This window comes from Methylomonas sp. 2F7 (genome assembly GCF_057126975.1).
Map to the genome: position 1 here is coordinate 3,623,509 of NZ_CP195203.1, position 22,753 is coordinate 3,646,261.

At 53.3% G+C, this 22,753-nt stretch carries 16 protein-coding genes; 4 read left to right on the plus strand and 12 right to left on the minus strand.

The features are described from left to right. Positions 1 to 48: 48 nt before the first annotated feature. Positions 49 to 1,716 (minus strand): serine/threonine-protein kinase, encoded by a 1,668-nt coding sequence (locus tag ACR64Q_RS16290; protein ID WP_313732445.1) that lies wholly within the window; start codon positions 1,714 to 1,716, stop codon positions 49 to 51. Between the two features lie 315 nt (positions 1,717 to 2,031). On the opposite strand from ACR64Q_RS16290, the gene ACR64Q_RS16295 reads away from it, so the two are divergent. The 4 genes from ACR64Q_RS16295 (at position 2,032) to ACR64Q_RS16310 (ending at position 8,059) form a co-directional block, all read left to right on the plus strand. Then, the gene (locus ACR64Q_RS16295; protein WP_313732446.1) at positions 2,032 to 3,780 is read left to right on the plus strand and encodes a DVUA0089 family protein; all 1,749 of its coding nucleotides are present in this window, start codon (positions 2,032 to 2,034) and stop codon (positions 3,778 to 3,780) included. A 129-nt stretch (positions 3,781 to 3,909) separates the two neighbouring features. Further along, positions 3,910 to 4,701 (plus strand): alpha/beta fold hydrolase, encoded by a 792-nt coding sequence (locus tag ACR64Q_RS16300; RefSeq protein ID WP_483823347.1) that lies wholly within the window; start codon positions 3,910 to 3,912, stop codon positions 4,699 to 4,701. A 68-nt stretch (positions 4,702 to 4,769) separates the two neighbouring features. Beyond that, positions 4,770 to 7,031 (plus strand): caspase family protein, encoded by a 2,262-nt coding sequence (locus ACR64Q_RS16305; RefSeq protein WP_313732448.1) that lies wholly within the window; start codon positions 4,770 to 4,772, stop codon positions 7,029 to 7,031. A gap of 302 nt (positions 7,032 to 7,333) precedes the next feature. Then, positions 7,334 to 8,059, plus strand: a complete 726-nt coding sequence (locus ACR64Q_RS16310; RefSeq protein ID WP_313732449.1) for a TIGR02391 family protein — start codon at positions 7,334 to 7,336, stop codon at positions 8,057 to 8,059. 685 nt (positions 8,060 to 8,744) lie between these two features. On the opposite strand, the gene ACR64Q_RS16315 is transcribed toward ACR64Q_RS16310, so the two are convergent. The 11 genes from ACR64Q_RS16315 to ACR64Q_RS16365 form a co-directional block, all read right to left on the minus strand. Continuing rightward, positions 8,745 to 10,118 carry a hypothetical protein gene (locus tag ACR64Q_RS16315; protein WP_313732450.1) on the minus strand — a complete coding sequence of 458 codons (1,374 nt, stop codon included), beginning with the start codon at positions 10,116 to 10,118 and terminating at the stop codon, positions 8,745 to 8,747. Positions 10,119 to 10,772: 654 nt separating this feature from the next. Next, on the minus strand, positions 10,773 to 11,522 hold the full coding sequence (locus ACR64Q_RS16320; RefSeq protein WP_036275841.1) for a PEP-CTERM/exosortase system-associated acyltransferase: 750 nt from the start codon (positions 11,520 to 11,522) through the stop codon (positions 10,773 to 10,775). Positions 11,523 to 11,897: 375 nt separating this feature from the next. Further along, positions 11,898 to 12,848, minus strand: coding sequence for a glycosyltransferase family 2 protein (locus ACR64Q_RS16325; protein ID WP_313732451.1), 951 nt, complete (start codon positions 12,846 to 12,848; stop codon positions 11,898 to 11,900). Further along, complete coding sequence (locus ACR64Q_RS16330; RefSeq protein WP_313732452.1) at positions 12,841 to 14,043, minus strand: glycosyltransferase family 4 protein; 1,203 nt, start codon at positions 14,041 to 14,043, stop codon at positions 12,841 to 12,843. Before ACR64Q_RS16330 ends, ACR64Q_RS16325 begins: the two co-directional genes overlap by 8 nt. Before the next feature lie 22 nt (positions 14,044 to 14,065). Next, positions 14,066 to 14,935: a glycosyltransferase family 2 protein gene (locus tag ACR64Q_RS16335; protein ID WP_313732453.1), complete on the minus strand. Its 870-nt coding sequence runs from the start codon at positions 14,933 to 14,935 to the stop codon at positions 14,066 to 14,068. Next, entirely contained in the window at positions 14,932 to 15,723 is a 792-nt protein-coding gene (locus ACR64Q_RS16340) for a glycosyltransferase family 2 protein (RefSeq protein ID WP_313732454.1), read from the minus strand. The genes ACR64Q_RS16335 and ACR64Q_RS16340 overlap by 4 nt, the downstream gene beginning before the upstream one ends. A 3-nt stretch (positions 15,724 to 15,726) precedes the next feature. Then, complete coding sequence (locus ACR64Q_RS16345) at positions 15,727 to 16,671, minus strand: class I SAM-dependent methyltransferase (protein ID WP_313732455.1); 945 nt, start codon at positions 16,669 to 16,671, stop codon at positions 15,727 to 15,729. A 20-nt stretch (positions 16,672 to 16,691) separates the two neighbouring features. After that, positions 16,692 to 18,011, minus strand: coding sequence for a lipopolysaccharide biosynthesis protein (locus ACR64Q_RS16350; RefSeq protein WP_313732456.1), 1,320 nt, complete (start codon positions 18,009 to 18,011; stop codon positions 16,692 to 16,694). A gap of 9 nt (positions 18,012 to 18,020) precedes the next feature. Further along, positions 18,021 to 19,283 (minus strand): O-antigen ligase family protein, encoded by a 1,263-nt coding sequence (locus tag ACR64Q_RS16355; protein ID WP_313732457.1) that lies wholly within the window; start codon positions 19,281 to 19,283, stop codon positions 18,021 to 18,023. Between the two features lie 9 nt (positions 19,284 to 19,292). Then, a complete protein-coding gene (locus ACR64Q_RS16360) occupies positions 19,293 to 21,647 on the minus strand; it encodes a polysaccharide biosynthesis tyrosine autokinase (protein WP_313732458.1) in 2,355 nt (784 codons plus the stop codon). A 3-nt stretch (positions 21,648 to 21,650) separates the two neighbouring features. Then, positions 21,651 to 22,751 carry a polysaccharide biosynthesis/export family protein gene (locus ACR64Q_RS16365; protein WP_026602051.1) on the minus strand — a complete coding sequence of 367 codons (1,101 nt, stop codon included), beginning with the start codon at positions 22,749 to 22,751 and terminating at the stop codon, positions 21,651 to 21,653. Positions 22,752 to 22,753: the final 2 nt, after the last annotated feature.

A 22,753-nucleotide genomic window follows, 5' to 3' on the forward strand; every position in this document is an offset into this window, starting at 1 on the left:
CGAAAAATCCGCTTACAAACCGCGAAATATCTGAGGTTAATCGATTGGTTAATTGAATCTGAGCTTATCTCGCAAACTCTGCAAGCCCTTGTGCACAGGATTAACTTCCAAGCCTTCTTGCACTTTTTTCAAGGCCTCTGAGCGGTCGTTCTTTTCGTAAAACTCCCACGCCTGCTGTTCCAGCGTATCGGCGATTTTATTGATACCGTCCACAGCCGCTTTATTGTAAGGATCGATTTTCAAAACCTCCTGGTAGGCCCAGAACGCGTTGCTACCGGTCGGCGCGGTGAGATAACCGACATCGAAATGAATATCCGCCAACTCCAGTAAATCTTTGATTTTCTGATTTTGCTCCGGGCTTAATTCCACGGCAACCTTCACAACCTCGGTATTGGTATTTTTTTCGTTTAAGGTCCAATAGACGTTCAAGCCAATCAAACAGGCAATAAACAATGCTGTTGACCATAAACCGTAATATACCGAGGTATGCGGACCTATGGCCGTTAAAAACTCATCAATATTGGCGCTGCGATCTTCCTGCCTAAAGGCCAAAGCTTTTTGCAATCCTTTCCATTGCCGCCGCTTCAGCTGAGCGATGGGTTTGGGCTGTAAATTGACTTCCATGGCTTTTTCCGCCGACAGCCGGCCAAACGGATGCTTGCCACTCAACAATTCGTAAGTGATACAGGCCAAGGCATAAATATCGTCGCGCGGATCGGGATCGCTATTTTGCAGTTGTTCCAAACTGGCATAGGCCGGGGTCATCGCGCCCAGCGACCGGGCATTAAATATCGTCGCGTCGTGGCCGTCTTTTTCACTACGGCCAATGGCGCAGGCGATCCCGAAATCCAGCACGCGGATTTCGCCGTCGTCACCGACAAACACGTTGCCCGGTTTAAAGTCGGAGTGAACGATATTTTTTTTATGCGCGTGCGCCAAGGCTTCTGACATCGCGCTGATGATAGGCCAGGCTTTTTTGAAGGGTAAGCCGCTGTCGACATGCTCACGGATCAAGTGACTGAGCGGCTTGCCCTGCAAGTACTCCATCGACATAAACACGTGAGTGCCGTCCCGATCAAAGTCGTAGACTTTAATAATATTGGGGTGAGACAGGGTTTGCGCACGCTTGGTCTCCCGCTGCAAGGCCACCAACGCCATCGGATTGAATTGAAAATCCTGGTTCAACACTTTTAAAGCCACGAACGGCTCTTTATCCGAGGCCTCCACTTTGCGCAAGTCGGTGGCTTTAAACACCATACCCATGCCGCCCACCCCGAGCAATTCTTCGAGCACAAAACGACCTTTCAAGGTGCTGCCGACTGTCAGCTCGGCGCGCGGCTGCGAGGGGTCCAAACCTTGCAATAAGGATTCGGTCGTCAATGTAGGTGTTTGCGTAGCGGGTGAAACCGGCAGTACCGTCGCCGATTTAGCCGGCGCGGAAACTATACTGGTCGCATCGTCTTGATTGGATACCCGCGAGGGCGCCATTTGGGTTTGCTCGCCGGCAATCCGGGTTTCGTCTTGCATAGCAGCTTGCAAACCGCGATAAACATCCGCGCCAATTTTTCCGTTCCGATATTCGTTTTCCAAGAATTGTCGAGCTGCATCTAAAACCTGTTCGGGTTCCGCGCTTAACGCGGCTGCCACGGCCAATAAATCTTCATAGGCTAGTTGAGCCTGCTGAAAGGCTTTCAATGCGAGCTCGAATCTGGACATGGCAAACAACAGTCAGGGAAAGTGTAAGGATTTTAGCCGAAGAGCTTGTTCGTGTCGCTGCAATTGCCCTTTACGGTCTAAAAACCTCCAGCCCCAAAATCGGCCGGGATAAATCCCGCCCAGGCCCGGAAAATTCGTTCCACCACTGCATTTGCTACTTCCCGAGCCTAACGGTCATCAGAAATTTACTGACCACGATTGAGCATGAACAAGCTCGATTGGTCTATGCCGAATCTCCAAACAAAATTTAATTACTATTGAAAACATCGACATGCATCTATAATAAGTTGCAAAAATTATTTCGGATAAATGCTCATGAAATCACTGTTTTTTTTTGAACTATTCTGTTCTAAAACCGCTGTTGCGCGATGGAACAAACGGCAATCCCTAACCGCAAGTTCGCTAGTGACTTTGCTGCTGGCGTCGCCACTCGCGGCAGGCGTGGAATTCGCGAGCGGCACATTCAATCTAACCGGCTCCGGCACTGGGTCGGTCGGCTACCTGCCCTTTTCGCTGACACAGACCACGCTGGTCGATATTGCCACCAGCGGCCCGACAACAGATCCCTATATTTTCCTGTTGAGCGGCACCGGCAACTTTACCAGCCTCTCCGTGCTCACTCAGGACGACGACGGCTGTAACCAAATAGACTGCGGCGCGGCGGGCGTTTCTCCGAATTTTAACTCGTTGATTAACGACTACCCCTTGAGTCCCGGCAGTTATACGGTCGCGCTGGCAAACTACCCGTTTGGGTCAGCCGACGCCATCGCGGGTTCCAATATAAACAGCGACACGGGCAATGTGTTACTGATAGTCGGCGACTCGGGACTGATCATTCCCGGCACCGGCACCGGCTCGGGCAGTGCGAGATTGATTAGCTATGCCGGCAGCGGCGGCGCAGTCATTTCCCAATCGCAAATTATCGAATCCACCTCTAATGCCAGCGCCACGTCCCTGGCAATCAACAGCTTATGCGCTTCACCCACCAGTTCCACGGTCATTAGCGACTGCGCCAGAATCGCCAGCCTAGGCACCGCAGCAAAAGCCGACGTTATCGATCAGATCACCCCGGAAGAGATCAATACGATTGCAGCCACCACGGTTGCCACCTCGCGCGCGAATTTCAGTAGCGTAATGGATCGCATCGCCACCTTGCGCGCCGGTAATGCGGGCGGCATCAATCTGGGCGGCACCAAAATTGGCGGCGCCAGCGGCGATGAGCTACCGGAAATATTCCAACGCCTGGGCATATACGGCAACATTGACGGCAGTTTTGGTAGCCGGAACCGCTCCGCCAACGAACAGGGTTACAGCTTCGACAACCAAGGAGTCACGGTCGGAGCGGATTATGCGTTCACCGATAATTTTTTTGTGGGCCTGGCCTTTAATAACGCGCACAACAAAGCCGATTTCAGCAACCGCGCCGGTCAGCTCTATACAGCAGCCTATACCGGCTCGCTATACAGCACTGTGAATATTCAGGATTTCTATATCGACGCGCTGGCCAGCGTTGGCGGCATCGATTACGAATCCGAGCGGGCCATGAGTTTTTTCAACACCTCAGCAAAAGGCAGCACCTCAGGCATGCAGTATGCCTCCAGCTTGGGCGCGGGTTATAACTACCACATCGACAAGGTGGTGGTCGGGCCATATATCGGTTTCGACTACGCCAAAACCGAAGTGGACGGCTATCGGGAATCCGGCGGCGCCAGTTTCGGCACCAGCTACGGCAAACAAAACATAGAATCCATGCTGACCAAAGCCGGCGCCAGGGCTTCCTATGCCTGGAGCTTGCCTTGGGGCGTCATCGTGCCGCAAGTCAATGCCGAATGGGTACATGAATCCAGTTATAACGCCCAAGTCAGCGTCGTACGCTTCGTGCAAAACAATGCCGGCTTTAACATCCGCTCCGACAATCCGGACCGCGATTTCATGCAACTGGGATTCAACGTGGCTGGCCAATTTGCCGATGGCATGTCGGCTTTCGTGGCCTACAACACCATCATCGACCGGGAAAACGTTTCAAACCACGCGTTTTCCAGCGGTCTGCGGCTGTCGTTTTAAAACAATCCAGCCATTTAATAAACCGGGTCGATTGTCAATCGACCGCGCACCAGGACCACGCTGCAAGCCTCGCCAGCAGCGTGGTTTATTGCAAATCGCATTTTCCTCATGCCTTTCAAGCAGCTACATTTGCTGATTAAACTGAGTCTGCTGCTTTTCCTGGCAGCTTGCAGTACACCGGCGATGCGCCTGCATGAGCAAGCCACGGCGTTCGGCTTTCAGGCCTTAGAATCTGAAGCCGCCGGATTCAAACTGACATCTTTTACCCGTTTACCACCATCCGCCGGTAAACGCCTGCATGTTTATCTCGAAGGTGACGGCCGCCCTTGGGAACGTGGACTGTTTCCGGCCGCCGACCCGACTACCCGCACCTCCACCGCTCTGTCATTAATGGCTTCCGACCCCGAGCCGGCTTTGTACATGGGACGGCCATGCTACAACGGCCACGCCGGCGACTCCGGCTGCTCGCAAAGCTTGTGGACCGGGGCCCGCTACGGCGAACGCGTGGTAGCGGCTATGACCCAAGCATTAACAGAGTTCTGCACACTAAAAGGTTACCGCGAAGTGGTATTGATCGGCCACAGCGGCGGCGGCACGCTGGCGCTACTGATAGCCGAGCGCTTGCCGCAAACGGTCGCCGTAGTGACGCTGGCGGGAAATTACGACATCGATATCTGGGCCGATCATCACGGCTATCAGCGCTTGAGCGACTCGCTAAACCCGGCTACGCGCGCCGTCAAACCCGGCATTGCGGAATGGCACCTGCTGGGGCAGCGCGATAACAACATTCTGCCGGCATTATTCCAACAAGCCTTACAGCAACGTCCCAACAGCAACGTGCAAATCGTCGATGCCGATCACAGCCATGGCTGGCAAGCTATTTGGCCGCAGATGTTAAAACACCTGGAGCACCTGCCCTAGTCATTTGCGGCCTAGCGGATTTCTGCTATGGTTGGCGGATAAAACCATTCATTCGAAGGCGGCACCTCATGGCTACACAAAGAGTATTGAATCGTACACTCGCATTGGCAATCGGCGGCATTTTAATGTCCGCCTGCGCCAGAGATGTCAGCCAGGAAGAAATGGCCAAGGCTACCGAAGGCTATATCGTGGCAGATACCAGTAAACTGTTTGTCGTCGATTGTTTGTTACCGGGCCAAGTACGCAAACTCGGCTCGCAAATGACCTATCTCAGTGCCCGCCGCCCGATTCGGACTACCGCCGCCGATTGCGAAGTACGCGGCGGCGAATATGTCGCATATGATCGCGCCAACTACGCCAGCGCCTTAAATATCTGGCTACCCAAAGCCCAGGAAGGCGACGCCGCCGCGCAGCTCTATGTCGGCGAGATTTTCGAAAAAGGCCTGGGCACGCAAGCCGACTATAAAGCCGCCGCGCAGTGGTACGAAAAAGCCGCCAACCAAGGTAACTCTCAAGCACAGTTGAACTTGGGCCATCTCTATGAAAAAGGGCTGGGCGTTACAGAAGACAAGGAAGCCGCGTTGCGTTGGTATCGCAAATCGGCCGGCCTGGAGGACGCCGGCATCCAGTTCGCCCCAGCCGTGAATGCCCAAGCCATCGCCAATAGCGAAGAATTAGCGACACTGCGCAGCGAAGTAGCCGAATCACGCCGCGAAGCAGAGCAACTGCGAGAGCAACTGCAAAGCACCCGTCAGCAAACCCTGGATCAACAGGACAGTTTGCGTAAGGCTCAAGATGAATTGGAAGCCTTGCGTAACAAACTACAACAACAAAAATCCGTTACGCCTAGCGGCTCCAGCGACATTGAATCGCTGGAAAAGCAATTGCACGAAAAAGAAAGCCAGTTAAAAGACCAGCAAGCCAAATTGGGCAGTCTGACACAGTCGCTCAGCCAGGAAAGACAACGCATGAAACGCGAGCTGGAAGCGGCGCGCCAGCAAAGCCCCAGTGCGAAAGCCGCTGAAAGCAAAACCAACGACATCGAGAACAAGCTCAACGAAAAAATCGAAACCTATCAAAAGCAATCCGCGGAACTGACCGGCTGGCTAACCTCATCGGACAAACTGGACAGAAACCAAATAGATCTGCGCAAGCAGGCCTTACAACAGCAAGCCAAGGAAATTGCCGCGCTGAAAGAAAAACTACAACAACAAAGCTCAAATCTGGTGGCGAGCGGCAACGGCCCCAATATCGAATTACTGGAACCCGCCGTCACCGTCACTCGGGGTATTCCCAGCATTCAATTTGGCTTGGGCGAGAGCAGCAAACGCATCGTCGGCAAAATAGACGCGGCGACCGGCTTGAGCCGTTTATTGTTGAACGACAAAGCGATAAAAGTCGATGCCAACGGCCGTTTTGAAACAGACGTTAGTTTAAAAGGCGACGAAACCTTGGTGCGCATCGTCGCCACCGACAAGCGCAATCAAAGCAGTGACTTGAGCTTGCGCCTGCTGGCGTCCGGCAATGCGGCCGAGGAAGTGTTTCCGAGCAGCAACGGCAGCGAATTGAAACGCTCTGGCAATATTCAATTCGGCAAATTCTATGCAATCATCATCGGCAATAACGAATACGGCGCTTATCCTTCATTAAAAACACCAATCGCCGACGCCAAAAGCCTGGAACTGCTACTACGTGAGCGCTACGGGTTCAAAACCAAATTGCTGATCAACGCCAATCGCCACGCGATCATGTCCGCGTTTAACGAACTGAATCAAAAACTCACCGAACAGGATAATTTACTGGTTTATTACGCCGGCCATGGCGAGATCGACAAGAAAAGTCAGACCGCTTATTGGCTACCGGTCGATTCGGAAACCGGCAATAGCGCCAACTGGATTTCCAGCCAAAGCATCACCGAGTTCTTGAGCATCATGCCGGCTAAGCACATTATGGTAGTGGCCGATTCCTGCTACTCCGGCGCTCTGACCGGTTCGGCGGTGGCCAAACTGCCAGAAGGCATGGACGACGCCAAGCGCGAACGCTGGTTAAAAGCCATGAACAGCCGCAAGGCCCGCACCGTGCTAACTTCCGGCGGCGTGAAACCGGTTATGGACCAAGGCGGAGGCGATCATTCCGTCTTTGCCAACGCATTTTTGAAAGTATTGCGCGGTAACAAACGGATTATCGAGGACTACGACATCTTCCGGGATGTGGCCAATCAAGTAAGAGCGTCGGCGGCGCGCGGCGGTTTTGAACAAATGCCGCAATACGCCCCCTTACAGCATGCCGGCCACGAAGGCAGCCCGTTCTTTTTTGTGCCGGAAGTTTAGGCGGCTTGGCTATTCCGATTGAAGTCCGCCACGTGTTCCGATGACGCGGCGGTTACCGATTTCGATAAGATTATGCCGGTAGTGATTTCGACTTTTGGAAGTCACTAACGGTCATAACCACCCCGTTGCGTTCTATCGCTCGCTCTGATCCAATAACAGCGGTCTGGCCGTTACCAATCATTACTTATCCGTCGATTGATATACAGAAAGGAAGATGATATGCAGATCAATAATTTATCGTGCCGAAGATCGTTTTTCGGTAGATATACGGAAACTATCCAATTCCTTGTTAGGCGTCACGAATGACCCCACTGCGCGCACTCATCCCTGAAAGCAATGCCGTGGCCGGAATGCAAACAGCTGACCTCGCTGGGTGTGTGCTGGAGGTGCTGATGTCCGCGGGGCCAATGGAACGCGGTGTGTGGAATCGCCGCAATTTCTGCATGCAGACCGGCCGCGAGTACGCTCCGCCTGGACAGCCGGACGACGATGCTGTCGGCATCGCCTGCTCCTCTGCCTGGTCGTGGCTCGAGGCGAACGGGTTCATCGCAAGACACCCAGAGCAAGACAACGAGTGGTATTTGCCCACTCGTCAGGGTGAGGCCCTCCGTGACCATCAAGCACTTCGGCAGTTCATGACGAGCGAGCAGTTGCCGGAGGCGTTCTTACATCCGGAGCTGCTGCTCCACGTGCGGCCACTGTTCTTTCAGTCTCGGTTCGAGACGGCGGTGTTCGAGGCCTTCAAAGCGCTGGAGGTATCGATACGAACTGCCGCGAACCTAGGACACGACCTCGTGGGAGTGCCACTCGCCAGCAGAGCCTTTCATCCTGAGGACGGTCCCTTGACCGACATGAACGCTGAACGTGGTGAACGTGTCGCGCTCATGAGCCTGATGACCGGTGCGATTGGAAGCTACAAGAATCCTTCTTCACATCGTCGCGTCGAGATCGAAGCCAAAGAAGCCCGAGACATGATCATCCTCGCCTCACACCTGCTGAAGATCGTTGATGCTAGGCGCCCGCAGTGACGCCTAACCCCTCGGTCGAGGCGAGGCCACCTGGCCCGCCTTACCCTGAACGCTATAACTCATGAGACATGATCATACTAATTGGCTGATTCACTTTGTCCGAGATAGGAATCCTGAACAGCAAGTAGCCTCGATAGAATCGAGGAGTCGAAGTCCAACACCCTTAAAATTTGGCGAGGTTAGTCTGATGACGGATGGTCTACACCCTCGATTCCGCTAACGCTGCATCGAGGCTACGCAAGACCAGCTCCGGTCTTGCAATCATAAACACTATCAGGCGGCTATCCATTCCACTGCGGTCACTGAAGCCAAAGCAAGTAGCCTCGATGGAATCGAGGTTCCGAAGGCCAACACACTTCAATTGTCGATAAGGGCTTGATGATGGGCAGGCCGACGCCCTCGATTCCGCTAGCGCTGCATCGAGGCTACAAAAGTTCCATTACATTGCGGTCAGGGCCATAGGATGTGCTGAACAGAGTGAAGCGCATCGTTCGCGATTGGTGCGGTTCGTAAATTCACCACACCCTACGCCTGCTTTTGGGCCGGTCCCCGCCCATGGCGGATTTCGATTGGAGTGCCTTCCGCTTAGAAACGGGAGCGGTGGCGGATGAATTGGAAGACGCAGGCAGATTAAGCAGCCGGGCAAACAGCTCTCGCCCGGCTGATGTCTAAGCAGCGGAAACTATCATTTCCACTTTTTCAGCAAACCTTTTAGCCCGGCTGGCTTCGCGGGCTCGGCTGCGGCGGCAACTGGCTCGGCAATTGGCTCGGGTTCTACCGCTACCGGTTCAGGCGCAACGGCAGGCTCTGCCGATTTTTTACCGAACAAACCTTTCAGCTTACTGCTAACGCCGGCAGCCGGCTCTTTAACCGCTTCCGAGGCAGTTTCCGCGATTTCCAACACATTTTCCTTAAGCTCAACAGCCGCTTCCATTATAGGCGCGGCGATTTCTTCCAACTCTTCCTGGATGGCCTCGGCAGCGACTTCGGTCTGTGTACCCAGCTTTTGATCCAACTTCGCCATCTGCTGCATGGTGTTATTCAACATTTGCTTGAACTTGCCGAAACCGCCGCTTTTTTCGGCCAATTTATCGACGGATGACTGCTTCGCCGGTGCCGGCTCGGCAACCACTGCTTTGGGCTTCTCGACAACCTGCGCAACTTCACGCTCGACTAGCTTTGGCGGCTCGACAGGTGCCTGAGCCACAACAGGCTCAGCAACTATAGCCGGGGCGGGTTGGATGGCGGGAGCTTCGTTGATAACCACGTTGGGCTCCGGCTGAGATACCGGCTGCGAGTAAGCCGCTGCTGGTGCCACCGAATGTTTGGCCGAGTCGGCGTAACGCGCCAACTCGGCTTGATGTTTGGCAATGGTGTCCGCCAACAATTTTTCGGCGCTGGCTTGATCGCGCTCGCGCAGAATTTTTTGCTCTTCCACCGCCAATTCCAGTTTATTCAGCTGTTCGGTTTGCGATTCCAAACGCAACTGCAATGGCCCAATCAGCGCATCTTTTTCGGCCAGTTTGGAGGTTTCCGCCCACAGAGCCAGTTGCAGCTCGGTTTTGCCTTGTTGTTCGGCTTTAAAGCGTTCGGTAATTTGCGCGGTAAGCGCGAAATATCGCGGCCACAGATCGGTCGATTGCAGATCGTTAGCAGCCGGTAAGACTGGCTCGGTCAATTCGAAACTGGTGGCCAAGGTTTTGACGCTGTCGATCACCTGCCGATTTGCCTGTACCAGTTTTTCTTCCAGACCGGCTGCCCGTTGAGCTTCGTTATCAGCAACGGTTTTGGCGACTTCCATCTGCTCGGTGTTCGCGGTTAATTGCTCTTGCAAGGCTTGCTGCTGCTGTTGCGCTGCCTCTAAATCGGCTTGTAAGGCGAGACGCGCTTTTAAATTGATGGCATTGGTTTTCTTTAAAAAATAAATCCTGATACTGTAAAACATCGCCGTCAGTAACCACACGGCAAGCGCTAAAGCGCCGGCATATTCCTGGTTTTCCAGCGTAAATCGATACCAATCCGACAGTATGCTTTGAATCATGGGCAAATAAGCTTCCATAAATAATCCTGGCTAATATAGTTTTTATAATAATGACGTAGGCTTCCGACCCGGAACAGCAGATAGCTAAGCTGAGACAGACGAAAGCCAGTATATCAGTTTGACTCTGCAACTTTACCGTAAGCTGCTGGAATACGACAGAAAAATGCCGACCCAAAAGCTGCTGCACAGTGTCTGCAACGATGGCCGGCAGCTTAAGCAAATTCAAAATGGATCGTTTATGTCCGGGCTATATCTTATGTAGATTCCCGGTACGGCTTAACCTGAGGCATTAAGTTTCGGTTTGGGGATGGGGAGCTTGGTTCTTTTCAGCTAGCGCCAAATTAAACAGCTTAAGCTTGCTCGATATGTCGTTAGTAGAGCTGGGCAAGTAAAGACTTAACGAAGAGCCGCGACGTAATTACTTTCAAAAGAGGGAGATTACCGGGAATATTTATGAGGGGTTTAAAAAACCCAGCCTCGCGAACGGCAGTTGCCGCATGACGTAAGGGCTGTCTGCAAGCTAACGTTCACGGCATCAGTGCCGGCAGTAGTCGGTGTATTCCACTCTGGCAGCCGCGCAGCCAAAGTTTAATGGGTCGCCAGCGCAAGCTGGGCTTTTTTGGATGCAAGAAAAAATGGTATCTGAGAAAGGAATGATCGCGCGCCAATATCCTAGGCTCTTTGCCGCTTAGCCACCGATTGCTCAAGCAATTCGGAATATTTGCGATAATCCTCTTGGTAGTCTTTTTGCCACAAAGGATTGGCAAGAATATGCTCAACATCCAAGGCGTAAGGAATACGCTGACCGCGATGATCGCAAGCGCCACCTACTTGTTGCATTTCGAAACCCTCTTTCTTAACCGCGTAAGCCAAGGATGGGGTCACCAATATGTACCACTGTTTAATATCGTTCTGCGCCGAATAGACGACCGCAGCTCGGTACAGGCCCCACATAATGCTGCGAGTCTGATTTTTGATGGTATGCAGGTATCTGATATTACCGCTGTCCTTCGCAACTTGTTCCGCATCAGTATCCTGTTGCGGGAAAGCTCTTGGTGCGAAGCGTCGGGCTTCTCTCAATACGCAGAGGCGGGATATTTCTATTGATTGTTGGTATTGCTCAGCACTGATCGGCTGGTCGGGAACGCATTTGGCTTCGAAAGGGAAAACGGCTTGGTTCTGATAAACCAAGCGTAATGCACCCAGCCATTGCCCGGTGTATCTGTGTCGAACCATGAAATGCACGGAATGGCGATCCCATTCGTCGAATTCCATTTGTTCCGGAAAATTTTCTTTATCCTCATAACCCATTTCGTCGCAATAGACTTGGTATCTGAGGTTGTAATGAATGCGTTTGCTTTCAGGCGTGTCAGCTAAAAAAACCTCAAAACAACTATCAAATGAATGCTTTTCAGAAATCAAGATGAAACTCCATAACGTAATTAATCAAATTCCCTAAACATCCGGGCACTACTCTTCAAACTTAAAGAATTGATAACAAATGTATCTGTTATCCCCGCTCTATCGGTACAAGACGCTATCGTCCTGCAAGCAGATCCAACAGTGTGTTTTTACTAAATTTTCGCAGAACTATACTGGCGAGACGCCTAGATACAATTAACAGAAAAAACCGGTTCGGACCGGAAAAACACAATGTTGGTTAGGAATCTACAGAGTCAAGATGAAGAAAAACTGTAATTTAGATTAGGATTAGATGAGGATTGGATTAATTTTAGAACCAGTTTTGCCGTTATTCCGCGGAAATACTGGCTTAATTGGTGTCCGGAAATTATCGCGTTACGATCTGCCGTTACCGCTATTTTCAGAAATAGCGCCTACCCAATACGCTTTATGCAAACTAAAGCATCTGTTCACACTCTGCGGCATTCTAGCGTGCATTACCCCGCCCATTTTATAGCCCAGCCATTTCAGAGCGGTGCGCAAACCTGCCGACGGTAGCAGCCAAGGCGCATTTTTCAGCAGATACGTCAGCTCTGACACGACAAACCGCCGGCCCTCGCCCGCAGCACCGCCAAAGGTTTTCTGCAACCAAGCAGTATGCGCATGAAACACGCCGATATCGAAATAGCGCTTAAATTCGTCGGAAAACCCGTAATCGTGCGAATGAAACACGGCGGCATCCCCGCAATATGCCACTTTCCAGCCGTTTAGCAACATCTTGCCGACCACAAAAGTATCTTCGTTCATGATGGTGTTCAGCGGAAACCCGCCAACGCCCATTAATGCACTACGCCGATAAGCTGCAAAAGAATTGGATATAAACACAGTCTTGATGCCGAATTGCGCCTTATCTTGCAGGCTGCGTAACTGGCTTTGCGGCGGATAATTGAATAAACGAGCGTGTGCGCCGATTGGCCCGGCATTGCGGTGCGGCAATTGCCGGCCGTAAGCAGCGCCGACGCTATCATCCACAAACGCTGCCAGCAACTTTTCGATGGCATCGGGTCCCGCCAGCAAAGCATCCTGAGTCAGGAACACCAGAATATCCGCATCCGCCAGCCAATTCACACCGAATTGCCGGGTACCGCCGTGATTAAACTCGGATTTGGGTATCACCTGCACCTCAAAACCCGCTTCAAGCGCCAAAGCCACTGTATGGTCGTCGGATGAGGAATCTATCAACAGTAAATAATCCGGCTTCACCGTTTGCGCAGCAAAGGCCTGCAACCAGGATGCCCAAAGTTCGCCGGCATTCAGGGTCGGCACAATCAAGCCCACTTTATTCATAAGAAGAACCCTCTATCAAGGATTGCGGCAGACTGGCATGATTCGCCTTAGTCAACACGTTCCAGACTTTATCGCCTAATTTAACCGGGTCCAGCTGCTGTTCGACATATTGCCGGCTACGCAGTGACATTTCTTGCCAGGTCGCTTGATTGAGCACGTGCGTTTGCCGCAGCACGGCACAGACCGAAGTCTCGTTGCGCTCAAACACCAAACCCGCGCCGTAGCTTGCCAAGTGATCCCAAGCTAGGCCTTTCGCGACCAGCACCGGCCGGCCGGCCGCCATCGCTTCGGCGACCACATTGCCAAAGTTCTCGCGCATGCCGCCAGTTTCCTCCAGACCGGATGGCAATACCAGGAAATGACTGTCGGCCAACAACTGCTTGACGTCAGCGACCGGCAGATAACCTTTATAGCTGATGGCACCTTGCGCCTGTGCCAGCAAATCCTGAAACTCTTCAAAATAAGCGCCATCGACACTGCGGCCGGCCACAACCAAGCGGTCATTTGGCCGGCGCGTTTGCAACCAGGCTCGGATAAACGCATTGATGCCTTTTTCTTGCTGCACATGGCCCAGAAAACACAGCTGCGTGCCCTCGCCTTGCGGATAGCCCGCGACTTGGAAATCCCGACTGTCTATGCCGTTCGGCACCAGTAAGACCCTGGCGTTCTTTCCCAATACATCGGTTACACCCATCGCTTCGGTATCGCTGGTGCAATGCACCGCAATAGCTCGGCGCAGGGTCGGAAAAGTCAACCACTTGTAAAACAACCATTTGTGCGGCTTTTGCCGACGAATCAGCGCCACATGTTCCGGCATCAAGCCGCCGTGTACCGCCACCATAAATGGCCGACGCAGCAATACGCAAAACACGGCCGCCAAGGTCGAAGGCCAAGTGGCAATCCCGTGAATATACATGCGCGGCGCTTGCCAGCAGAGTTTAAATATCTCCGAAACCGCACCCAAGCCAAAGCCCCAACGCCGGAAGCCGTAACAACGATACAGCCTGACATCGACTTGCTTGCCCAGCTTTACATCTTCAGCGCGCAAGCGAGCGTCTATCGACTCGTCGGCAGCAACCAACGCCATCTTGTGACCGCGCTCCGCCCAGGCTTTGGTCAACACGCCACAGGTGACCGATACCCCGCCGTAGCCTTTAGCCGGCGGCACGTGGGTCGTGACAATACCTACATCCATTTCATTTCTCCTGAAACAGTCTTTAAATACATTTTTCTGATTTGCCGTACGCCAAAAACCCGCGCCAGATACCGACCAGGTTGTAAAACGAATACGCCAGTTTTTGCGGATTGAAGGTGACCAGCGCCAAGGCCATTTTCAACACCGGTGCAACAAACATCTTGCGCAGGATGTAATACCAAATGAACACATCATGCTGATTGGTAAACTTGCGGATATAAGCGCCGATGCCGGTGGAATACATCAGCATCCTGGCGGTGCCTAGCTTGTAATGATCCTTGTTGGCGTGATAAATCTTGATCTCTGGCGTGTAAAACGCATTACCGCCGGCGCGCAACAAGCGGTACAGCAATTCAAAGCCTTCCGCGCCGGAATATTTTGAACCGATGCCAAAATCGTGATCCAGATGAAACTGCCGCCTATCGACCCGTTGCAGATCAAAAAACTGGGTAAATTCCACCCCCATCATCCGGAAACGATTGAAATAGCCAGCTTTGTGGCTATTCACACCAATACTGAAGCGGGTGGCAGAAAACTCGTAGGAACCCGCCACCAGAATCGCCAGACCTTCGCGCCGCTTAAACTCAGCGACCACTTTTTCCAACACATCCTTGTCGTAGGCACAATCGTCGTCCGGAAAGGCGACGATACGGCCTTGCGCCAGGCCAATGCCGTAATCCCTGGCCCGGGCGTTGCCGGTAAAATCCACCTTGATGTGCTTGATGTCCATCAGCGTTCGGTAGGCCTCCAGAATGGCGTCGAGCTTGCCGTCGCGATTTTGATCGATGACGATCAGCTCGAAGTTTTTATAGGTTTGAAACAACAAGGACTTCATAAAATCCAAGACTTCGCAGTCCCTACCCAAGGTTGCCAACACCAGCGAAACTTTCATACCGCACTCCTCGCCCAATTACCGGCTTTTGCTTGCAAATAAATCGTGGCCTCGTACCAAGTAAACATCAACGCAAACTCCAACCCGGCCGCACCGTCCAAGAAACCGCCACGCAATAAATAGTGGTAACAAAACCGCGCCAGCACCCGCAGCCAGGAGCGCCCGAGCAATACGCTTAAGCGACCACGCGTGGTCATCACCGCGCCGGCAGTCGGATGCAGTGTCACTTCCTGCGCAGCCTTGCCGACGTGTTTATGCATCCATTCGATAATTTCGCCGTGATAAAAATAATGCTCGTAAGGAATATCGGAATAGCCGATCCTACAAGTATCCAGCACCGCTTCGCCATGACCGGTGTGATTGCGCACAAAACGGGTGTTCTCGCGGCGCACCAGCCTGGGGTGATAGATCGGATAGCCGGGCGCATGATTTAGACGCTTTCCACGCAGATACAACACCGACGGCACCATCAATACATCTATGGCGGTTGTCTCGGACAGTTTGGCTTCAAACCAATCGTAAAAGGCTTGTGGGTAGATTTCGTCGGCATCGACGAATAAAATCCAGGGTGTATCTATGCCGCACTGCCGGATGGCGAAATTGCGTTGTTCGGCAAAACCGGGCCAGGGATTGCGGTGAATCGCACAGCCACGTTCTTGGGCAATTGCCAGCGTGTTATCGGTACTACCGGAATCGACAATCGCGATGGGGTAGCGCTGTGGTATACCCGCCAAACAACGCGGCAGATTGGCTGCCTCGTTTTGGGTCAGAATAACAACGGTCAACATGGCTTATTGCTTCACCGCATAGACGTTCAAATAGATGCCCAAACCCAAGGTATCCATTAACGCAGCGAACGGTATCTGAGCATACTTCATCAAGGTGTCTGCCAGTTTGGCCAAGCGGCCGGTCAGACCCAAGCGCTTGGATAGCGCGTTGTACTGAATCCGGGTGACTTGCTCAGTTTTAACCACCCGTAAGCCGTGACGCTCCAGCAAGCTTTTCAGACCTTTTTCGGTAAAGTAATTGACGTGTTCCGGCACCCACAAGCAGGCGTTCTCCTTGGTACCCAGTAGCTTGACCAAAAACGACGCATAATTAGGCACCGCGCATGCCAGCACGCCGCCGCTTTCTAGAAGATCGGCCACTTTGGAAATAGTGCGATCCGGTTCGAGTATGTGCTCCAACACTTGCGACATCACCACGACACCAAACGTCTGCTCCGGCTGATACTGCTCGAACATGATAGGCAAGGGTTCGTCGCCGTTTAAATCCTGGAACACCCGGTTTTCATATTGGCCCGGATTGATGCTGACGGTGCGATAACCCAGCAAACGCAAGGCTCTGGTATAAAAGCCAAAGCCGGAACCAATATCCAGAGCCCGGTGATTGCCGGACTTGTTCAACTGATCGGCATGCAGCGCCATACGCTTGGCGTCTACGATGCAGTTAGGAAACGCCGCTTCCCGGTCCAACACTTCGTCCAGCGTAATCGCCTGCGTCAGCGCCTGCCCCGAGTATTGATAGATGGCTTGCAACCACTGCCGATGCGGCGGTTGATTCAAAAATCCGGTGCCGCAGCACGCGCAGCGGTAAATCTGAAATGCTTTGCTGCTGGCGCTATCGGTGTATAGATAGTCTTTTTGCCGCCAAAAACCGATTTTTTCCCCGCCGCAAGCCACGCATGCGCGCAGCACTTCGCCGTAAATCTCTGTTGTCATTGTTGCGTATGTCATCGTGTTCACCGTTGTCACTTTTAAGCATCCGCCGCTAGCGGCTCTTGTCTCAATGTTTGAATAGTTCCAGGCATGGCGCTGTGATTCGCTTGCCAGGGTTTTGCCAACAGCGCCAACACCAAGGCTTCGATACCGAAATAGACCGGATTGGCCCAAGCCGCGCCAGGCAAGCCGTATTGGCTAACGAGTAAGGGAATCGTCATCGCCGCCGTCACCGCACCGCACAAGCGCCCTTTCAACAAGGTTTTGGTGCGTTTATGTGCCAGCAAGGGTTGCGCCACTGCGGTACCCAAAGCATGCAAGGCACAGCCCAGCGCCATGGCCGGCATTAAATCCACCGCGGCGTGATAGGATTTTGCCAGCACCAGCGAAGCCACCCAATCCTTAGTCAGCAGCAACAGCAACAAACCGACCGCGCCCAAAGCTGCGACACTGGCTATCCACAGCCATAAAATCGAAAAGGCCTTTTGCAATTGCTGTCCAGAAAAGGCTTGAAAATAAGCCGGCTGAAAGGTGCGCAGCAACACCATCGCGCTGCGGTTGAAGGCCTCGTTGACGATCATATACGTTGCGGCATACAGGCCCACGTCGGCGGCAGTCAGCAAATAGCCGATCACATAGCGATCGCCCAAACCGTTGATCCAGAAAATCAATTCCATTGGGATTAAAGGCAAGGCATAAACCCACACTTCGCGGCGGAAACACCGGCTGGCAGTCGCTGGCATCCGCACGGCCTTTCGGCGTTTGACGACAACCCAAACCAGATTGGATAGCAAGCTGGCCAGGATATAACCCAGCAATACCCATTCCGGATTGCCGCCCAACCACCAGACCAGCGCTATTGCCAAGGCAGGCCGTAAAATACTGTCGCTGGTTTGCCAAAGACTGGCCAGGCGCTGTTTGCGCTCGCCTATCGCCAACTGTATGCCCAGTTCGCGCTGTACCGTACTCGCTAACAATACACCGGCCAACAAAAACAGCACGGAGCTGCTATCGGTAAAATAGCCGTAGGCAAAACCGCCCAATATCAACAAACCAATCGACAGCGCGGTGGCTTGCAACGTCAAACATAAGACAGCAACATGTAAACCGTTGCGCTCAGCCGGATTTTGGCATTCCGGCAACATTCGCATGCCGGCACAGATAAACGGATAAGAAAACACCGCCACGCCCAACGCCACAAAACCGTTCAACAACGCTACTTGACCGTAAACCGCAGGACTAACCAGTTCGGTCAGCAAGCGTGTTCCCAGCAACAAGGCTAGCGCCGACGCCGCCTGGCCGAACAAAGCCCAAAAGGCATCGCCGCATAACTTGGAATTTTTTAAGGTACTAAACATATGCAAGGGTTATCGCCAATGCTGCGAATAATTGGTTTGCGCGGATACCGGTGCTTGCAGGGTGTCCGAAGAAGCAACTCCGTGCTTTCTCGCCGCGGCACCTACCATCATGCCCCACAACAACATCAACAAGGCATTCTGCGGAAAATACTCCCACATATTGAAAGTCAGCCCAGCCGCGAAGATAAACATGGTCACCAGACCTTTATTGGGGTGGACAGACATCCGTGTCGTGATCCATAAAAACGTCAGATACGCCAACAAGCCGATCACGCCGTAGCCGTTCAACAAGAACAAATACAGGCTATCGGAATCGAATTGACCCGGAAAATACTCGGCACCAAACAGCAGATTGACGGTGTTGGAACTCAAACCCAAACCCCAACCGAACAATACATCCATCGGATCGTGCACATGATTGGCAAACACTCTTTGCCACAAGTCGATCCGGCCGTCCTGGGTAGGGTCAGCATCGTCGCGGCCGCTCAATAACGGGCTGGACGCCAAAATCAACGCGCCTACCGCCAAAATTGGCGCCGGCATCACTAAAGCCCAGCGATCGCGCGGCCGCAATGCGGCGTAAACCTGAAAAAACACCACCAACAGCGAACTGATAAACGCGGTACGCGAACCGCTCAACAACGCTAAAAATACGCTCAGCGCCAACCAGCGACGCATGCCGGGCACCACGGCAAACACCAGCGCGCAAGTCGCCATCGTCGCCCCGAATAAATTAGGACTGACGAAGGTGCCGAACGGCCGGCCACCGCCCAGCATCGACACGCCGAACAAGGGTGGCGCCCACAGGGCTTGGGCCAGGGCCAGACCGGTTTGCAACACCAGGTAATAGCGCAGATAGCTGGCGAACTTGTACAACACGTAATCGCCTGCACCCAAGCGACTGGTGACGAAGCCGATCAAGGCGACCGGCAGATATTCGAACACCCGAAGGCCGGTCAGCGGCACGACCAGCGGCAAATCCAGGTATAAGGCGTAAGCCACTTCAAACAGAACGTAGCTGCAAATCACGCCCAGAAACGCCAACACCGAGCTGGTAAAAATTCCGTTGCGCAAACGCTGTTCCAGCCAGGCGTAAACGATCAGTACGCCCAACAAGGCCTCGCGCAGAATCCGCAATCCCATTTCCTGCTCACCATAGACTTCCTTGATACCGGCCCAGGCCGATTCGACTTGCGGCAGCGAAGCAACCGTTGACGCGCCGACCAGCGCAATCAACAGCACAGGCAGGTCTTTTTCCAGGCGGAGTATCATCGCAGCTAGTTAAACCCGCTCGTCGGATTCGGCAGGAACCGGTAACAGCTCCCTGTCCAACTGCTTGCCCAGCCAATCCCCCACCGCTTGATATTTATCGCTCCAGCTGGATTCGTCCTTCGGTTCCTGATCCGCGCGTTGGTAGGCGTAACCGTAATACGGATAGTAAGACGAACCTTCTTTCATATCGTTGATGATGAAACCGTTAGGTTTGATGCCCACTTGCTGGAAGCGGCGGGCGCTGACTTCCAGTTCCTGCGCGGTATAGCGGCCTTCTTTCACTACCAGAAAAGTGGCGTCGGCGTGCTTGCCCAGAATCGCCGCGTCGGTCGCGCCCAGAATCGGCGGCGAATCGATGACGATGTGGTTGTAAAAGCTTTTCAGCTGCTCCAAGGTTTCCGACAACTCGCCCAGCACCAGTAATTCGGCCGGGTTTAGCACCATATTGCCGCGCGGGATCAAATCGATTCCCACATCCGGCAAGCTGACGATCACTTCGCCCAGCGTGGCCCGGCCTGCCAGCAAATCGGACAAGCCCGGTTGCTTGCCAATCGAAAACGTATCGTGCAAACGGCCGTTGCGCATATCGGCATCGATCACCAACACCCGTTTTTTGATGCTAGCCAACAAGGCGGCCAAGTTGGCGCTGACAAAGGATTTACCCATGCCCGGTGCCGGACTGCTGACCATGATCACCTTGCTTTCATGCTGCGCCAACGTGGCTTCCAGCGTGGTGCGCAGACCGCGCAGCGACTCGACGGAAATATCCAACGGATCCTGGCTGACTAAAATGCCGTTGTCTTTATCCTTGCCCAGCAAGCGTCCCAGTTTATGCTGCTTTTTGCTGTGCGGAATCGCGGCGAACAGCGGTAAACCAACTTGATATTCCAGTAAGGCCGGATAGTTATCGTGGCGTTGCAAGGAATGTCTGAGGAAAATCAAAGCCGAGCCCAGGCTCAAGCCCAACAGACCGGCAATCGCCAACAACAAGCCCGGTTTGGGCCAATAAGGTTTTTCCGGCGTGACCGCAAAATCGACGATGCGCGAATTACCCAACGAGCCAGCGGCAGCGATGCGTTGTTCCTGGGCGCTATTCAACAAGGAGGTATACAGCTCGGTGTTGACCTGCACGTCGCGCGACAAACTCACCATGTTTTGCTGGGTTTTCGGCAAATCCTTGATGCGCTTTTCCAAAGCCGCTAATTTGTTATTCACGCGTTTGATCTGCGCGTTGGTAGAGATCATGTCCGGATGCTCGGATTCCAAGCGCTGGCTTTGTTCGTCGTATTTTTGTTTGAGTTGAATGCCCAGGGTTTCCATATCCGAAGCCTGTTTCAACAAGATCTCGGCTTCCGCGGAAATGTCCACCGCACCGTGCTGCTGACGATACGCGCTCAAACCTTGCTCGGCTTTTTCCAGACGTTCCTTGACAATAGGTAACTGGCTTTCCAGAAAGCCCAGTTTTTGCGAGGCTTCCGCCGACTCCCAATTCACCGTGGCATTCACGTAAATTGCCGCAATATCGTTCACCGATTTGGCCAGTTGCTCCGGGTCGCGGCCTTTCAATTCCACGCTCAGAATATCGGTGTCCTTGGACACTTCTTTGACCGCAAAGGCTTTTTGCAGCGTTTCAATGGCCGACAGCGCGGTGCGGCGGGTTAATGCGAAATGCGTTCCGGGATGCGCTTCCAGGGTTTCAACTTTAATGGTCACCGGCGTTTTCTCGCCGATTTCGGCACTCAATACTTCGCCAACCTGGCCGGCCAACAATTCGTCGCCGCGTGGATCGAGTAATTGAAAACGACCGGCTTCCAACGCGATCAAGGTAAATTCCTTTTCAAGATAGCGATCCGGCACGCTGAACGCGGCAATTTTCAGCTTTTCGCCACCCCAGGCCCAACGGCTGAAACCCCACCAGGCATCGGCTACGCCGTCATGCGCATCATGCTTGCGAGCCAGCGTTTCCCCGATCAACGGAAAAAAGTAAGGCTCGGTTTCTATGGTTAAATTCAAGTTATCCACGACTTTGCCCAACACCGAACGCGATCGTAAAATCTCCACTTCCCGCTGCGCGCGCGGGCTTTCCGCTTCCGCAGGCGCTTGATTGTTTTCGCTGCGTAGCGTCGCGGACAGCAATGCCTTGTTTTTATCGATCCGCAGCAAGGCATCGGCCTTGTAGGTGCGCGGCGCCAGCACCAGATAAACGGTGGTGACCAGCAACACCGAACACAGCGCGATAAATATGGTTTTCCGGCCTTCGATCAGCAGATCGACGTAGTCGCGAATACTGACGCTAGGCTCTGTCATCCGCGACTGATTCAGCGGCTGCAAGATCGGAGTAGCTTCGTTTTGTGAGTAAATCATTGGTTACATCCCCATCATCGCGGCTTGCGACATGATTGCGGTAAACGAGCCAGGTAAAATCTGGTTCAGCACCCGCGACCATTGCGTGACACCGGCGGTACCGATGAACAGCGTGTCGTGGGCTTGCAGCGGGAACTGGTCGGCCAGAATCATCGCGTCGGGCGATTCGGCATCCAGTTGAAATATTTCTGGATGCATGTCGCCGGCGCGAATGACATAAATATCGCCAGGCCGCGAAGTATTGAAATCAACCCCGGAGGCTTCGGCCAAGGCTTGCGACAGAGTCATCCGGCCTTTGTTGATCTGGATGGCTTGCTGGCGATTGGCCTCGCCCATCACAAATACCTTGCTGTCTTTTTGATCGCCGACATTCAGCACGTCGCCGTCTTTCAACAGCAGGTTCTGGGTGGTCAGGCCTTTTTCGTACATGGACTGCACATCCAGCTTGTAAAGTTTGCCGTCGCGGGCCAGCGCCACATTGGCAAAATCCGAATCTTTAGTAGAACCGCCAGCGCGGGTAATAGCTTCCGCGACGGTTAAAGGCGTTTCGTTCATGGTCTGCACGCCGGGCCGCACCACTTCACCCACCACCGCCACCCGATGCGCCTGGAAGGACAGCACGCGGATATCCAGTTTGACCTTTTTGAAATACTTGGACAGCTCGCGGGTCAAGTCGGCGCGGGCTTCGCTGACGGTTTTACCAGCCACGTGAATGCTGCCGACATAGGGGTAATACAGGTCACCGTTCTCATCCACGACTTTACCGGCCAGTTCCGGCATGATTTTCTCGCCGCCGGGATCGTTCAGTTCCGGATGCTCCCAGACCGTAATCTGCAATCTATCTTGCGGACCGATGCGGTAGCTGGTTTTGTTGGGGTCTACAGGTGGCAGGCTATTAATGGCCTGCTGACGGTTATTCTCCCGCTCGATGATCAAATCGGCGGTAATCGGCACGATGCGGACTTTTTCCTTAACCAATTGCCCGTCTTTTTTCATCGGCATCTCGATTTCGGTCAGACCGTTATCGGTATTCATATCCATGCCCGGCGCCAGGAAACAACCGGGCAAGGTTAAAATCAGCATGATGGGAATCAATCTAAACATGT